The 13,841-nt window shown below is 58.9% G+C and carries 17 protein-coding genes; 14 read left to right on the top strand and 3 right to left on the bottom strand.

Annotated elements, in window-relative coordinates; genetic code table 11:
* The first annotated feature begins 90 nt into the window (after positions 1-90).
* Positions 91-855: a DNA repair protein gene (locus C2U37_RS21385; RefSeq protein WP_104453017.1), complete on the top strand. Its 765-nt coding sequence runs from the start codon at positions 91-93 to the stop codon at positions 853-855.
* Complete coding sequence (locus C2U37_RS21380) at positions 849-1,403, top strand: VOC family protein (protein WP_199770479.1); 555 nt, start codon at positions 849-851, stop codon at positions 1,401-1,403. Before C2U37_RS21385 ends, C2U37_RS21380 begins: the two co-directional genes overlap by 7 nt.
* Here C2U37_RS21380 and C2U37_RS21375 read toward each other — a convergent pair.
* Complete coding sequence (locus tag C2U37_RS21375) at positions 1,388-2,641, bottom strand: MFS transporter (protein ID WP_104453016.1); 1,254 nt, start codon at positions 2,639-2,641, stop codon at positions 1,388-1,390. The genes C2U37_RS21380 and C2U37_RS21375 overlap by 16 nt on opposite strands.
* Before the next feature lie 93 nt (positions 2,642-2,734).
* Between C2U37_RS21375 and C2U37_RS21370 the strand changes: the two genes are divergently transcribed.
* Positions 2,735-3,637 (top strand): LysR family transcriptional regulator, encoded by a 903-nt coding sequence (locus C2U37_RS21370; RefSeq protein ID WP_104453015.1) that lies wholly within the window; start codon positions 2,735-2,737, stop codon positions 3,635-3,637.
* 66 nt (positions 3,638-3,703) lie between these two features.
* Here C2U37_RS21370 and ribA read toward each other — a convergent pair whose 3' ends face one another.
* Positions 3,704-4,297 (bottom strand): GTP cyclohydrolase II, encoded by a 594-nt coding sequence (gene ribA / locus C2U37_RS21365; RefSeq protein WP_010675003.1) that lies wholly within the window; start codon positions 4,295-4,297, stop codon positions 3,704-3,706.
* A 263-nt stretch (positions 4,298-4,560) separates the two neighbouring features.
* Here ribA and cmk point away from each other — a divergent pair, with 263 nt between their 5' ends.
* The 6 genes from cmk (at position 4,561) to pyrF (ending at position 9,831) form a co-directional block, all read left to right on the top strand.
* Positions 4,561-5,253, top strand: coding sequence for a (d)CMP kinase (gene cmk / locus C2U37_RS21360; RefSeq protein ID WP_041215039.1), 693 nt, complete (start codon positions 4,561-4,563; stop codon positions 5,251-5,253).
* Positions 5,254-5,346: 93 nt separating this feature from the next.
* Complete coding sequence (gene rpsA, locus C2U37_RS21355) at positions 5,347-7,017, top strand: 30S ribosomal protein S1 (protein ID WP_010675001.1); 1,671 nt, start codon at positions 5,347-5,349, stop codon at positions 7,015-7,017.
* A gap of 92 nt (positions 7,018-7,109) precedes the next feature.
* Complete coding sequence (gene ihfB, locus C2U37_RS21350; protein ID WP_005299934.1) at positions 7,110-7,394, top strand: integration host factor subunit beta; 285 nt, start codon at positions 7,110-7,112, stop codon at positions 7,392-7,394.
* A 156-nt stretch (positions 7,395-7,550) separates the two neighbouring features.
* Positions 7,551-7,835, top strand: a complete 285-nt coding sequence (locus C2U37_RS21345) for a lipopolysaccharide assembly protein LapA domain-containing protein (RefSeq protein WP_104453014.1) — start codon at positions 7,551-7,553, stop codon at positions 7,833-7,835.
* 9 nt (positions 7,836-7,844) lie between these two features.
* Positions 7,845-9,011, top strand: coding sequence for a lipopolysaccharide assembly protein LapB (lapB, locus tag C2U37_RS21340; protein WP_010674999.1), 1,167 nt, complete (start codon positions 7,845-7,847; stop codon positions 9,009-9,011).
* Between the two features lie 121 nt (positions 9,012-9,132).
* Complete coding sequence (pyrF, locus tag C2U37_RS21335; RefSeq protein ID WP_069785130.1) at positions 9,133-9,831, top strand: orotidine-5'-phosphate decarboxylase; 699 nt, start codon at positions 9,133-9,135, stop codon at positions 9,829-9,831.
* An 86-nt stretch (positions 9,832-9,917) separates the two neighbouring features.
* On the opposite strand, the gene rrtA is transcribed toward pyrF, so the two are convergent.
* On the bottom strand, positions 9,918-10,496 hold the full coding sequence (gene rrtA / locus C2U37_RS21330; RefSeq protein ID WP_233768436.1) for a rhombosortase: 579 nt from the start codon (positions 10,494-10,496) through the stop codon (positions 9,918-9,920).
* On the opposite strand from rrtA, the gene C2U37_RS21325 reads away from it, so the two are divergent.
* From C2U37_RS21325 to C2U37_RS21305, 5 genes are all read left to right on the top strand, one after another.
* Positions 10,462-11,115, top strand: a complete 654-nt coding sequence (locus C2U37_RS21325) for a tRNA-uridine aminocarboxypropyltransferase (RefSeq protein ID WP_175429526.1) — start codon at positions 10,462-10,464, stop codon at positions 11,113-11,115. The two genes, rrtA and C2U37_RS21325, sit on opposite strands and share 35 nt — an antisense overlap.
* A 22-nt stretch (positions 11,116-11,137) precedes the next feature.
* Positions 11,138-11,845, top strand: a complete 708-nt coding sequence (gene queC / locus C2U37_RS21320) for a 7-cyano-7-deazaguanine synthase QueC (protein WP_069785129.1) — start codon at positions 11,138-11,140, stop codon at positions 11,843-11,845.
* Positions 11,846-11,906: 61 nt separating this feature from the next.
* Positions 11,907-12,578, top strand: a complete 672-nt coding sequence (queE, locus tag C2U37_RS21315) for a 7-carboxy-7-deazaguanine synthase QueE (protein WP_010674994.1) — start codon at positions 11,907-11,909, stop codon at positions 12,576-12,578.
* Position 12,579: 1 nt separating this feature from the next.
* Positions 12,580-12,780: a DUF3820 family protein gene (locus C2U37_RS21310; RefSeq protein WP_104453013.1), complete on the top strand. Its 201-nt coding sequence runs from the start codon at positions 12,580-12,582 to the stop codon at positions 12,778-12,780.
* Between the two features lie 56 nt (positions 12,781-12,836).
* Positions 12,837-13,787 carry an IS1595-like element ISKpn3 family transposase gene (locus tag C2U37_RS21305; RefSeq protein ID WP_005342491.1) on the top strand — a complete coding sequence of 317 codons (951 nt, stop codon included), beginning with the start codon at positions 12,837-12,839 and terminating at the stop codon, positions 13,785-13,787.
* The last annotated feature ends 54 nt before the right edge of the window (positions 13,788-13,841 follow it).

The raw sequence follows: 13,841 nt of genomic DNA, 5'->3' as shown, positions 1-13,841 counted from the left end.
GTGAGGCAATACGGGATCTGGGCGCTACCCTATGAGGCTAAGCTGTTGTAGGATCTCGCAATTGGATTGGGACTGGAGTGTGAACACCCTATGATTTTAACTCTGATATTGCTGTCAATCGGCGCACTCCTGTTTCTGGTCATCGCCTATAACGTGGTGCAGCAATACAAGCAGAAGGCCGAATCGGACAAGCGCCAGGCCATTGCCCGTCACAAGGCGGTGGCAGACGAGACCGAAGAGGTGTTGCTGAACGTCAACCTGGTGCCCTTTTCCAAAAACATGGTGTTGCTGTTGCAACACCGGATCCTGGATGCCTACCGCGCCATCGCGCTGGTGATGCCCAATGCGCAGGTCAAGCAGCGCATCGCCGATGTCCTGCTTCAGATCAAGAATGTGCAGGAGAATTACAGCAGCCAGGACGAGGGGCATTTCAAGACGCCGGAGTCCGACCGCCAGGCCATCCAGATGCTGCAACTGGCGAAGAAGATGCGGGCCGTGCTGCGGGTCGAGCACAACAAGGGCAAGATAGATCCCCAGGGCTTTGCCCAGGAGGATCGCCGCCTCGAGCTGATGCAGCTCAAGATCAACATCGCCAACCTGCTCAAGCGTGCCATGGATGCCCAGATCCAGGGGCAGTACGGCACCTGCCGCCAGCTCTACACCAAGGGGCTGGGGGCGCTGGCCAATGTCACCGACAAGGATCCCTACCTGCTGGCGCGGGAAGAGGACATGCGTCAGGGGATGCGCCAGCTGGAAGAACACCTGCAGCAGCACAGCGAGAAGGAGCTGCAAAACATCAAGGACAAAGAGACGGACGAACTGGACGTCCTGTTCCAACCCAAGAAGAAATGGTGATCATGTCACATCCCCTGGATTCCACACTGGGGCCCATGGCCCCATTTGTTTGTCAACTACTCACGGAAATGCATGCCGTCATGGGAGTCAATGGCTCCCCCGTGGTGGATCACCTCTGCTACCGCGCCGCCACCCTGCCGGAATATCTGGAGTTGAAAGCGGTGCTGGCCGCCCACGGAGTCTTGCTGGTGGAGGGGATGATAGGCGGTCGTCCCATCGCCACCTATCGCTTGCACCAGCCTGTCTGCTGGGAGCAGGTGACCGTCCCCTGCATCGAACTGGCCGCCCCCAAGGCGGGCCGAAGCCATCAGGCCGGGCTCGAACATATCGAGCTGGTGGTGCCCTCGCTCACGGCCTTGGTGGCGACGCATCCCGATGTCCCCTTCAAGACCGGCAACATCGATGACGAACGCAATCCGGATATAGGATTGATGCTGCCCTCTGGGCAGATCAAGTTTCATCTGCGCCCGCTTGAGGAGGTGATAGACGAAGAGCTCTGCACCGGCGCCGTGGTGCCGGTACCGGCGGACTATTATGACGGTCTGTGAGGGGAGAGCCCGTTGACGGGAGCCTGACCCTGTGGCGTCAACGTACAAGCGGGCGCCACACGTCCTTTCAAGTGACCGAGCCAGAGGCTCAACCCCGCGGTGATCATCAACACCAGCTCGATGCCGAGCACCAGACCCCAGAGCCCCCCCTGCTCCCAGAAGGGGTGCAGATAAAGCCCACCCAGACTGGCTCCCAGGTAGTACCCCACCAGATAGAGCGACGAGGCGAGCGCCCGGTTGTGCTCCACGTGCTGGCCGACCCAGGCGCTGGCGCAGGCGTGGGCCAGGAAGAAGCCGAAGCTCGAGACAAGCAATCCCCCGATGATGGCGACAAGGCTCCCCTGCAGCAGGGCCAGACTGCCGAGTGCCATCAAGGTTATTCCCGCCAGCAGCAGACGATGTGCTCCCCAGCGATGGGCCCCGCGGCCGCTCAGTGAAGAGGCGACGGTGCCGGTGAGGTAGGTCAGAAACAGCATGCCGAGCCACTGGGTCGGCAGGGAGAAGGGGGCCTTGGCCAGCAGGAAGGTGAGATAGCTGTACTGATTCAGGAAGACCATGAAGTTGAGGCCGCCGATGAGATAGGCCCCCACCAGCAGGGGATTGCCAAGGTGACTCTGGATGGCGCGGCGCAGTTGCCCAGGCGCTGCCTCCACGGCCACGAAGCAGCGCTGGGCGGGCAGCAGCCAGATGACCAGTGGCAGCAGGGCGAGGCTGATGATCCCGATACCGAGGAAGGTGTGCTGCCAGTCACCAAACCAGCCAGCCAGCAGACCGCCGACCACCCGGCCCGCGATGCCCCCCAGGGAGTTGGCCGCGATATAGACGCCGACGGCTACGATGAGGGCACGTTTGCTGAACTCTTCCCCCATGTAGGCAATGGCGGTGGCGGGCAGCCCTGCCAGCAGGACGCCTTGCAGGATGCGCAGGCTCACCAGCACATCAAAGTGGGTGACCCAGGGGATGCACAGGGAGAGCAGGATGGCGGCCGCCAGGGTCCACAGCATGATCCGCCGCCGTCCGAACCGATCAGCCAGACGGGCACAGACGAGCAGGGAGCCTGCAAGCCCTGCGGTGCAGCCTGCCAGCGTCCAGCTGGCGGACAGGGCGCTGACGGAGAAAACCTCTGCCAGGAGTGGCAGCAGGGGATGGGTCTGGTAGAGATTGAGGAATACCAGGAAGGAGCCCAGGCTGAGAGCCAGGGTGGCACGTATCCATTCGCGACTGCCTACTTCGATCATATGGAGTTGTCCCGACGACTTTTGTGCAGGGTAGTGCGACGAAACGTATAAATATAATATATTTAAGTTATTACCCTGATAAATGAAATTGATATGGATCTGAAACAGCTCGGATACCTGCTGGCGGTGCGCGATGCCGGCTCCTTCACCAGGGCGGCCCAGGGGCTGAACGTGGCCCAGCCTGCTGTCAGCATGGCCATCGCCAAGCTGGAGCAGCAGCTCGATCTGCGGCTGTTTGACCGACAGGATCGCAGCGTGCGCCTCACCCCGGAGGGAGAGGTCCTTTGCCGCCACGCCGAACGGCTGCTGCGCCAGATGCACCAGGCCGAGGCCGAGATGGCCGAGCTCAAGGGGCTGGAGCGGGGGGAGGTGCGCATCGGCATCCCCTACATGATGGGATCCTATTACTTCCCGCCAATCCTGATGGCGTTCAAGCATCGCTACCCCGGTTTGAAGATCCGGGTGGAGGAGGCGGGCACCCGGGAGCTGCTCAGCCGCATGGTGGATGGCAGTCTGGATCTCGCCATCCTCATCACCAGCGATCTGCCACCGGCCCTCGAGGGGGCGCAGCTGCTGCGGGAAGAGATGCTGATGGTGGTGGGGGAGGAGCACCCCCTGCGTGGCGCTGAGGCGGTCTCGCTGCCACAGTTCTTCGGCCAGGAGCTCGCCATGTTCCGGCGAGGCTTCTACCACAGGGAACACATGGAGGTGTTGGCGCAGGGGCTGGGGGTAGAGCCTGACATCGCGTTCGAAAGCAATCTCATCCCGCTGCTCAAGGCGGTGGTGCGCCAGGGATTCGCCGTGACCACCTTCCTGCGCATGGCGCTGGAAGAGGAGCCGGCCCTCACCGGCATCCCTTTTTCACCCCCCATCTTCCTGGATCTCTGCGTAGCCTGGCGGCGGGGGGATCCGCTCTCCATGGCGAACCGGGCATTGCGGGATTTTTTGCTGGCGCAAGGGGATGTGTCTCATCATTGCGCTACAGATACTGAATGATTCAGTGGTATCACCAATAAAAACGCCTCCAATCTGGAGGCGTATGCTGACAAGGTGGATGCAACCTTATTTCTTGAACAGGTGATCCAGCTTGTTTGCCTTGGTGGAGAGATAAAACTCGTTGTGGGGATTGCGACCTTCCTGAAGGGGCACGCGCTCCGCCACCGGGATGCCAAAGGATTCCATCGCCTTCAACTTGCGTGGGTTGTTGGTCATCAGGCGCAGTGACTTGACCTCGAGCGCCTTGAGCATGTCGGCGCAGATGGTGTAGTCGCGCATGTCGGCGGCAAAACCAAGCGCCACGTTGGCCTCCACGGTATCGGCCCCCTGATCCTGCAGATGATAGGCCCGGATCTTGTTGAGCAAGCCGATGCCTCGCCCTTCTTGACGGACATACAGCAGGACGCCGCGGCCCGCCTTGGCGATGTTTTCCAGCGCGGCCTGCAATTGGAAGCCGCAGTCACAACGCAGACTGAACAGGGCATCCCCGGTCAGACACTCGGAATGAATGCGTCCCAGCACGGGTTCGCCGTCTGCGATATCGCCCATCACCAGCGCGGCATGATCCTTGCCAGTGCCGGTTTCCTGAAAACCAACCAGCGTGAAAGTGCCCCAGGGGGTCGGCAACTTGGATTTGGCCACGAGGGTAACGCTGCTCATATGGTTGCTCCTGACTACAGCTGCTTAAAAAAGGGCGGCCAGTTTAGCGCGCATTGTCCGGAACAACCATAAGAACAAAACCTTGCGTGAGAAGTGGGTTAACCCGATTGGTCAGAATAGGTGCAATCACGACGACTTTTGCGCAATTGTGTGCCCTGACAACTGCCAGCGACGGCGCATTCGGGTATAATCGGCGCCCATTAACCCATCCCGACAGGGATGTGTGCAACCAGTCAAGATGCCGAATGCGCAGGAGAAACGTTATGGCTCAGATGGCCCCCGTGATGACTATTGATGGCCCAAGTGGAGCAGGAAAAGGCACCTTGTGCCAGTTGCTGGCTGAAAAACTGGGCTGGCACCTGCTCGATTCCGGTGCCATCTACCGGGTGCTCTCCCTGGCAGCCCTGCATCACGATGTGGAGCTCGATTCCGAAGCCGCATTGGTTCCCCTGGCCGCCAATCTGGATGTGCAATTCCAGGTAGAAGGGGAGCTGGTCAAGGTGATCCTCGAAGGGGAGGATGTTTCCCGCACCATTCGTACTGAAGAAGTGGGCAACGCGGCCAGCAAAATTGCGGCGTTTCCCCGGGTACGTGAAGCCCTGCTGCGCCGTCAGCGAGCATTTCGCCAAGCCCCCGGTCTCATCGCCGACGGTCGCGACATGGGCACCGTGGTTTTCCCCGAGGCGGATGTGAAGATTTTCCTCGACGCCAGCGCCGAGGAGCGGGCCCAGCGCCGCTATAAGCAGTTGCAAGATAAGGGCTTTGATGTTAACTTTGAGCGTCTTTTAACCGAGATTCGGGAACGTGACGATCGCGACAGAAATCGCGCCGTCGCTCCTCTGAAACCCGCGGAAGATGCTCTTGTTGTAGACTCAACGTCCATGACCATAGATGAAGTGCTGGCAACGGTGCTTGCCTATGCAGAGCAACAACTTGGTGATGTCAGCGCAAACTGATGTCAGTCGTCTGCACCAAGGATGGCGCAGATAATTTAAAACAACCCCGCTTGTGCCGGATTGCAAGTGGATGTTTCATTTGTGACATAAACAATGATCGAATCTTTTGCTCAACTCTTTGAAGAGTCCCTGAACGCCGTTGAAACCCGTCAAGGTTCCATCGTCAAGGGCACTGTCGTTGCTATCGAGAACGGTTTCGTACTGGTTGATGCCGGTCTGAAATCCGAGTCTGCTATCCCGGCTGAAGAATTCAAGAACGCCATGGGCGAGCTGGAAATCAACGTAGGTGACTCCGTTGACGTGGCTCTGGACTCTATCGAAGATGGTTTCGGCGAAACCAAGCTGTCCCGCGAAAAAGCCAAGCGCCACGAAGCCTGGCTGCAGCTTGAAAAAGCTTACGAAGAGCAAGCTACCGTTATCGGTATCATCAACGGCAAGGTCAAGGGTGGTTTCACCGTTGAACTGAATGGCATCCGTGCCTTCCTGCCGGGTTCTCTGGTTGACGTGCGTCCGATCCGTGACACCGCTCACCTGGAAAACAAAGAACTCGAGTTCAAAGTCATCAAGCTGGACCAGAAGCGCAACAACGTTGTTGTTTCCCGTCGTGCCGTGATCGAGACCGAGAACACCTCCGAGCGTGAAAGCCTGCTGGCCAACCTGCAAGAAGGTCAAGAAGTTAAGGGTATCGTCAAGAACCTGACCGACTACGGTGCATTCGTAGATCTGGGCGGTGTTGACGGCCTGCTGCACATCACCGACATGGCGTGGAAGCGCGTTAAGCATCCTTCCGAAATCGTCAACGTTGGCGACGAGATCGCTGTCAAGGTTCTGAAGTTCGACCGCGAGCGTACCCGTGTATCCCTGGGCCTGAAGCAGCTGGGCGAAGATCCCTGGGTTGCTATCGCCAAGCGTTACCCGGAGACCACCCGTCTGTCTGGCCGCGTGACCAACCTGACCGACTACGGCTGCTTCGTTGAAATCGAAGAAGGCGTGGAAGGCCTGGTACACGTATCCGAGATGGATTGGACCAACAAGAACATCCACCCGTCCAAGGTTGTCAACGTTGGCGACGTGGTTGACGTGATGGTTCTCGACATCGACGAAGAGCGTCGTCGTATCTCCCTGGGTCTGAAGCAGTGCAAATCCAACCCGTGGCAGCTGTTTGCCGAAACTCACGCCAAGGGCGACCGTGTTTCCGGCAAGATCAAGTCCATCACTGACTTCGGTATCTTCATCGGTCTGGATGGCGGCATCGACGGCCTGGTTCACCTGTCTGACATCTCTTGGAACAACCAGGGCGAAGAAGCCGTGCGTGAATTCAAGAAGGGCGACGAAATCGAAGCCGTTGTTCTGCAAGTGGACCCGGAGCGTGAGCGCATCTCCCTGGGCGTCAAGCAGATCGAAGAAGACCCGTTCAATAAGTACCTGTCTGACAACAAGAAAGGTGCTATTGTGAAGGGCAAGGTTACCGAGGTTGATGCCAAGGGTGCCGTGATCGAACTGGCTGACGGCGTAGAAGGCTACCTGCGTGCCTCCGACGCTGCTCGTGACCGCGTAGAAGACGCCACTCTGGTGCTGTCTGTTGGTGACGAAGTTGAAGCCAAATTCATGGGCGTTGATCGCAAGAACCGCACCGTAAGCCTGTCTGTCCGTGCCAAGGACGAGGCTGATGAGCGTGTTGCCATCGACAGCCTGAACCAACAAGAAGAAGTTGTGTTCAGCAATGCCATGATGGAAGCGTTCAAAGCCGCCAAGGGTGAGTAATCCTTGATGCAAGAAAAGGGCGGCATTGCGCCGCCCTTTTTTATCTTGGCAAAATGATTATTGCATGTGATCGGGGAAGGAGATTTAACCTTATGACCAAATCAGATCTCATCGAACAACTGGCAGCCAGCCGCATGCATATGCCGGCCAAGGATGTCGAAGCCGCCATCAAGGAGATCCTTGAGCAGATGGCATCGACCTTGCAAAACGGCGACCGGATTGAAATCCGAGGATTTGGCAGTTTCTCGCTGCACTATCGTGCGCCCCGCGTGGGTCGCAACCCCAAGACCGGGGACAAGGTTGAACTGACCGGGAAATATGTCCCGCACTTCAAACCTGGCAAAGAGTTGCGCGAACGCGTCAACATCATCGAATAATGCAGAAAACGGCATACCTGAGTATGCCTTTTTCATTTTTATGTTTTGGAGTCTGCCCGTTGTCGGGTTTCTCACACTCTTTTCCCATTCGCGCTAGAGTCTGCCTGTGATTTTAAGGATAATCAGTCACTCATTCGCTACAGACAGGGAGCTCCCATGAAGCGTATCTTGGCCCTCATTCCACTGGTGCTGGTGTTTGTCCTGACCCTTGCCATCGGTTCTCAAAATGGTCAGCTGGTGCAGTTCAACTACCTGATTGCCCAGGGGGAGTTCTCGCTCTCCATGTTGCTGGGGTTCTTCTTCGCCGGCGGTTTTCTGCTGGGCTTGCTGGTGTTTGGTCTGCTGTTCCTGCGTCTCAAACTGCAAAATCGCACCCTGAACCGAACCATGCGTCGTCAATCTCGCGAGTTGGAGCTTGCCCGGTCGACAGCCAAGGAATAATGTCCCTCGATGCTTGAACTGCTTTTCCTGCTGTTGCCCATCGCCGCCGGTTATGGCTGGTACATGGGCCGCAGGAGTGTTCGCCAGGACACCCAGCAACAGAGTAACCAGTTTTCCCGTCAGTACGTGGCGGGCCTCAACTATTTGCTCTCTGACGAGTCGGACAAGGCGGTGGATCTCTTTATCCAGCTGCTGGAAGTCGACAGCGAAACCATCGAAACCCACCTCTCCCTCGGCAACTTGTTCCGTCAACGGGGCGAGGTCGATCGCGCCATCAAGATCCACCAGAACCTGGTCGCCCGTCAGCTGACCCGTGAGCAGCGTCAGCTTGCCTTGCAGGAGCTGGCCCGTGACTTTCTGGCTGCCGGCTTGCTCGATCGGGCCGAAGCACTCTGGAAAGAGCTGTGTGATGACAGCGATTTCGAAGAGACGGCTCTGGCACAGCTCCTGATCATTCATCAGCAGTTGCGTGACTGGGACAATGCCATCGCCGTGGCGGTGCGTCTGCAGAAATTCCAGGGCAAGAAGCTGGCCGAGCCCATTTCCCACTTCTATTGCGAACAGGCGGAGAGTGCCTTGCGCGATGGCGACAAGCCTGCGGGGATCGCCAAGCTCAAGCGTGCGCTCGGTGCCCACCCGGCCTGTGCCCGCGCCAGCTTGCGGCTGGCCGATCTGGCGATGGAGGAGGGCAGGTTCGAGGATGCGGCCAAGGAGCTCCTGCGGGTGTTCGAGCAGGACATCGACTTTGCCTCCGAAGCCATGCCAAAACTGCTCGAATGCTATCGCCAGCTTGGTCGCAGCCAGGAGCTTATCCCGCTGCTTGAAAAAGCGGTAGAGGATCATGCGGGGGTCAGCGTGACCCTGGCGCTGGCCAATCTGGTGGAGGCACGCGATGGGTTGAGTCAGGCCCGTGCGCTGGTGCTGCGCCAACTGCGTCGCCACCCCTCCATGAAGGGGTTTTATCAGCTGGTCGGTTTCCAGTTGGCCAGTGCCGAGGAGGGGCCTGCCAAGGAGAGCCTGGAGCTGCTGCAACAGTTGGTCGGTGAGCAGATCAAGATCAAGTCGACCCACAAGTGCCGCCAGTGCGGCTTTGCCACCCATTCGCTGTTCTGGCAATGCCCTTCCTGCCGGCAGTGGGGCACCATCAAGCCGATCCGAGGGCTGGATGGAGAGTAAACGCCAGCGAGGCCAGCACGCCCGGGCGAGCACGGATACCCAAGAATTTCAGATGCCAGCGTGCAACCGGGCCCCGGCTCTGCTGTGCCTGGCTGTGGCATAACAATCCATAGGAAGTGACATGCAAGACCCCAAAGTACTGGTCGCGCTGGATTATCAGCACGAAGCCGACGCCTTTGCCTTCATTGAGCAGATCTCACCGGCCCAGTGCCGCCTCAAGGTAGGCAAGGAGATGTTTACCCTGTTTGGTCCCCAGTTCGTTCGTCAACTGGTGGCCAAGGGGTTCGACGTCTTCCTGGATCTGAAATTTCACGACATTCCCAACACCGTCGCCAAGGCGGTGGCGGCCAGTGCGGAACTGGGCGTCTGGATGGTGAATGTCCATGCCAGCGGTGGCGAACGCATGATGCGTGCCGCCAGAGAGGCGTTGCTGCCATACGGCGACAAGGCGCCCCTGCTCATCGGGGTAACAGTGCTGACCAGTATGGAGCAGTCCGACATGGCGCCCCTGGGTCTGGATGTGACGCCGGCAGAACAGGTGATCCGCCTGGCCACCCTTGCCAAGACGGCCGGGCTGGATGGTGTGGTCTGCTCCGCGGAAGAGGCGAGTGTGCTGAAGGGGCTGCTGGGAGCCGAATTCAAGCTGGTGACGCCGGGCATTCGTCCGAGCGGATCGGCTGCCGGTGATCAGCGCCGCGTCATGACGCCGCTGGCAGCGGTGGAGGCGGGGGCGGATTATCTGGTGATCGGGCGTCCCATCACCCAGTCCTCGGATCCCGCCGCCGTGCTTGGGGCGATCAATGCCGAGCTTTGCCGGTAACGGCGTAATGGGCGAATGAGCGCAGGCCGGATCCCAGATCCGGCCTGCTGCATTTTGGCCGTGGGCTTGCCTTGCCTATGGGGAGCTCAGGAGTGGACGGCCTGGGCGTCCAGACGAATGGGGAAGAAACCGAGCAGCAGGCCGGCGAGTGCACCGATGAAGTGTGACTCGATGTGTACCCTGGCACCGATCAAGGCGGAGACAGGGCTCTCGCCGGCACTGTAAAAGTCCACACCGAGCTTGATGGCGACGCCCGCCAGCATCAGCCAGCCGGAGTGACGGCGAAAGCGGATGTCCTGCATGGCACCCCATACGAACAAGCCGTGCAGCAGGCCGGAGAGTCCCATGTACCACTGGGTTTGCGGGCAGCCCCACCAGATGCCGAGTCCGACCGCCGTTCCCAGCAGCAGCAACAGCACGGGCAGGCGCCATCTCGTCAGGTACTCCTGAAACAGGCTGTAGAGCACGGCCAGACCGCTCAGGTTGAGCAGCAGATGCCATCCATTGGTGTGTGCCAGATTGCCTGTTATGATGCGCCACCCTTCGCCCTGGGCGATCAGGTCGCGATCGAAGGCGAGCTGATGATTTGGCACGGTGAAAAAGAGCAAGGCAGTGACGAGCGAAAGCGCGATGACCCAGAGCAGACCCGATTTTCCTGACAACATGAAGCAGCCCAACGACAAAGAGAGCCGATACTGTACACGCTGTACCCGGGCCCTCAAAGCGTGCCTGTGCGATTATATTCAGCGGGTGCCGAACCTGGCTGCGCTCCATATCCTGCAACACCCTGCCGAAGTAGGTCACCCCAAGGGGACGGCTGCGTTGCTGGCGGCGTCCCTGACCGATGTGCGCATCCATGTGGGGGAGGACTTTTCCGACGACGAAGGGCTCAATGTCCTGCTTGCCGACCCCGCTGTCCAGTGCTACGTGCTGTGGCCCGATGAGGAGGCCCTGACCCTGATACAGGCAAGGGAGCATCTCCTGAGGCGTGGACGCACCGTGCGAGCCCACTTCATCCTCCTCGATGGTACCTGGCGCAAAGCCTATCGCATGTTGCACAGCTCGCCTGCACTGCTCGGGTTGCCGCGGATCACCCTCGGCGCCATTGCCGGACAATATTCCATTCGCAAGAAGCCCTTTGAGGAGGCATTGTCCACCCTGGAAGCGGGCTACCATCTGTTGTCCCGGTGGGAAGGAGAGCCTGAGCGCTTCGCCCCGCTGATGACCCTGTTTACCCATTTGAACCGGCAGTGGCATGACTTTGCACAAGGCCGCCGCCGTTGAGTTGCCCAGAGGAGTGAAAAACATGAAAAAAGCCGTCGTGGTCTTCAGTGGCGGGCAGGACAGCACCACCTGTCTGGTGCAGGCACAGGCCCGCTATGACGAAGTGCATGCCATCACCTTCGATTACGGCCAGCGCCATCGGGCGGAGATTGACACCGCCCGCCATCTGGCGACGGCGCTCGGGATCGCCGCCCACAAGGTAATGGATGTGACCATGCTCGGGGAGCTGGCCATCTCTGCGCTGACCCGGGACGACATACCGGTGAGCTTCGAGCTTCAGGAGAACGGCCTGCCCAACACCTTCGTACCGGGACGCAACATCCTGTTCCTGACCCTGGCGGCCATCTATGCCTATCAGGTGGGCGCCGAAGCGGTGATCACCGGGGTGTGCGAGACCGACTTTTCCGGTTATCCCGATTGCCGCGACGACTTCGTAAAGGCGCTCAATCAGGCGGTCTCCCTGGGGCTGGATCGCCCCATCCGCTTCGAAACCCCCCTGATGTGGCTCGACAAGGCCGAAACCTGGGCGCTGGCGGATCATCACGGTCACCTCGATACCGTGCGTCACCAGACGCTCACTTGCTACAACGGAATCCAGGGAGATGGTTGCGGGGCCTGTCCGGCCTGCGAGCTGCGTCGCCGTGGCCTGGATCACTATCTGGCTGACAAGACCGGCATCCGTGCCAGACTTTACGAGAAGAGCGGACTGGGCGAGAAAAGCGGATCCTGAGCCTGTGCCTAGCCCGGGTTTGGGGTATAATCCGCCCCTTTTGCAGCAAGTCGTGACCAAGATGCATTACCCAATCAACGAGATCTTCCAGACCATCCAGGGGGAGGGGGTATTTACCGGCCTGCCCGCCATCTTCGTTCGCCTTCAGGGCTGCCCGGTGGGCTGCCCCTGGTGCGATACCCGCCACACCTGGGTGGTGGACCCCGAGCGTGAGGTGGCCCCTGGCGAGGTGCTCGATCGTTCCAATGAGTCCGACGGCTGGAGCAAGATGAGCACGGAAGATATCCTGGCCAGCTTTACCCGGCTCGGTTACCGGGCCCGTCACGTGGTGTTGACCGGTGGTGAGCCCTGCCTCTACGACTTGCGCGAGCTCTCTTCGGCCCTGGTGGCATCGGGTTATCAGGTGCAGATCGAAACCAGCGGGACCAGCGAGGTGCTGACCCATGAGCAGACCTGGGTGACTGTTTCCCCCAAGATCGGCATGAAGGGTGGGTTGCCGGTGCTGGTCTCTGCCCTCGAACGGGCCAACGAGATCAAGCATCCGGTGGCCACCGAGCACCATATCGAGGAGCTGGATGCCCTGCTGGCCACCGCCCGGCTGCGCCCCGATGTGATGATTGCGCTGCAACCCATCAGCCAGAAAGCCAGGGCCACGGAGCTGGCCATGGCGACCTGCATCGCCCGTAACTGGCGACTCTCCATCCAGACCCATAAATACCTGAATATCGATTGATATGGATGGACTCAGCGATGAGCGCATCTTGCTGACGCTGGCCAGCAAGATGCCTTACGGGAAATACAAGGGGCGGCGCATCATCGATATTCCCGAACCCTATCTGGTATGGATGGCGCGAAGCGGTTTTCTGGCCGATACCCTGGGCCAGTCTCTGGCACTGGCCTACGAGATAAAGCTCAACCTGATTACCCATGATTAGCAGTCAGTTACCACGAACTATACTGATCTTACGTACAGTTATCGAGGTGCGAGATCATGGCCAAAAGCAAAATCCAATTCCAGAAAGGCTACAGCCTGTTTGAGTTTCTCAAGGACTATGGCACTGAGGCTCAGTGCGAAAACGCGCTGTTCACTTGGCGTTTTCCTAACGGCTTTGTCTGCCCTGAATGTGCCAACAAGACCTGTTGTCGCCTGAGAAGGCGGCCACGTGTGTGGCAATGCAATCACTGCCGTCACCAGATGTCATTGACTGGAAACACGATTTTCGCAAACACCAAGCTCCCACTGACCAAGTGGTTTCTGGCAATGCACCTGTTGTCACAAACCAAAACAGGCTTGTCAGCGATGGAGCTAAAGCGCCAGTTGGGCGTCAAATATGACACCGCCTGGATGCTCAAGCACAAGCTGCTGCAAGCCATGAAAGAGTCCGATGACAAGCAGCCCATCAGCGGCATCATTCAGCTCGATGATGTCTACTGGGGTGGCGAGCGCCGTGGTGGTAAACGGGGTCGGGGCGCGGCAGGCAAGACGCCGTTTGTGGCAGCAGTGGCCCTGAACAAGGAAGGACATCCAATCAAGATGCGGATGACGGTGGTCGATGGTTTCAAAACCAAGTCCGTTGCTGATTGGGCAAAACGGCATATTGCCAGTGGTAGCGCGGTGATATCCGATGGATTGGCCTGTTTCAAAGCGGTCAAGGAGGCCAATTGTGAGCACCTGGGTGTTGTCACCGGGGGCAACCTGGACTGGCTGGATCATCCGGCATTCAACTGGGTAAACACGATGATAGGAAATGTGAAAAACTCGCTGCGGGGCAGTTGCCATACGCTCGGAGCGAAGCATTTACCAAGGCATCTTGCGGAATACTGCTTCCGGTTTAATCATCGTTTTGACCTCAAGAGCATGTTGGTTGAATTGGGGCATGCAGTCGTGGCAAGCCCTCCGATGCCATATCGGCTCTTGAAGCTGGCTGAGGGTCATGGGTAATCAGGAAGCTCAATGGACTCGAGTCCATGATTATTCCCATTATTAACAGGATGT

Source organism: Aeromonas sp. ASNIH1, from assembly GCF_002934285.1.
Lineage (GTDB): Bacteria > Pseudomonadota > Gammaproteobacteria > Enterobacterales > Aeromonadaceae > Aeromonas > Aeromonas caviae.
The sequence above is the reverse complement of the archived record's forward strand: the minus strand, read 5'-3'. Positions and strand labels throughout refer to the sequence as shown.

Bases quoted from the DNA above. Each gene is read 5' to 3' on its own strand.
- C2U37_RS21385 (WP_104453017.1), top strand. From the start codon at position 91: ATGATTTTAACTCTGATATTGCTGTCAATCGGCGCACTCCTGTTTCTG.
- C2U37_RS21380 (WP_199770479.1), top strand. From the start codon at position 849: ATGGTGATCATGTCACATCCCCTGGATTCCACACTGGGGCCCATGGCC.
- C2U37_RS21375 (WP_104453016.1), bottom strand. From the start codon at position 2,641: ATGATCGAAGTAGGCAGTCGCGAATGGATACGTGCCACCCTGGCTCTC.
- C2U37_RS21370 (WP_104453015.1), top strand. From the start codon at position 2,735: ATGGATCTGAAACAGCTCGGATACCTGCTGGCGGTGCGCGATGCCGGC.
- ribA (WP_010675003.1), bottom strand. From the start codon at position 4,297: ATGAGCAGCGTTACCCTCGTGGCCAAATCCAAGTTGCCGACCCCCTGG.
- cmk (WP_041215039.1), top strand. From the start codon at position 4,561: ATGGCTCAGATGGCCCCCGTGATGACTATTGATGGCCCAAGTGGAGCA.
- rpsA (WP_010675001.1), top strand. From the start codon at position 5,347: ATGATCGAATCTTTTGCTCAACTCTTTGAAGAGTCCCTGAACGCCGTT.
- ihfB (WP_005299934.1), top strand. From the start codon at position 7,110: ATGACCAAATCAGATCTCATCGAACAACTGGCAGCCAGCCGCATGCAT.
- C2U37_RS21345 (WP_104453014.1), top strand. From the start codon at position 7,551: ATGAAGCGTATCTTGGCCCTCATTCCACTGGTGCTGGTGTTTGTCCTG.
- lapB (WP_010674999.1), top strand. From the start codon at position 7,845: ATGCTTGAACTGCTTTTCCTGCTGTTGCCCATCGCCGCCGGTTATGGC.
- pyrF (WP_069785130.1), top strand. From the start codon at position 9,133: ATGCAAGACCCCAAAGTACTGGTCGCGCTGGATTATCAGCACGAAGCC.
- C2U37_RS21325 (WP_175429526.1), top strand. From the start codon at position 10,462: ATGACCCAGAGCAGACCCGATTTTCCTGACAACATGAAGCAGCCCAAC.
- rrtA (WP_233768436.1), bottom strand. From the start codon at position 10,496: ATGTTGTCAGGAAAATCGGGTCTGCTCTGGGTCATCGCGCTTTCGCTC.
- queC (WP_069785129.1), top strand. From the start codon at position 11,138: ATGAAAAAAGCCGTCGTGGTCTTCAGTGGCGGGCAGGACAGCACCACC.
- queE (WP_010674994.1), top strand. From the start codon at position 11,907: ATGCATTACCCAATCAACGAGATCTTCCAGACCATCCAGGGGGAGGGG.
- C2U37_RS21310 (WP_104453013.1), top strand. From the start codon at position 12,580: ATGGATGGACTCAGCGATGAGCGCATCTTGCTGACGCTGGCCAGCAAG.
- C2U37_RS21305 (WP_005342491.1), top strand. From the start codon at position 12,837: ATGGCCAAAAGCAAAATCCAATTCCAGAAAGGCTACAGCCTGTTTGAG.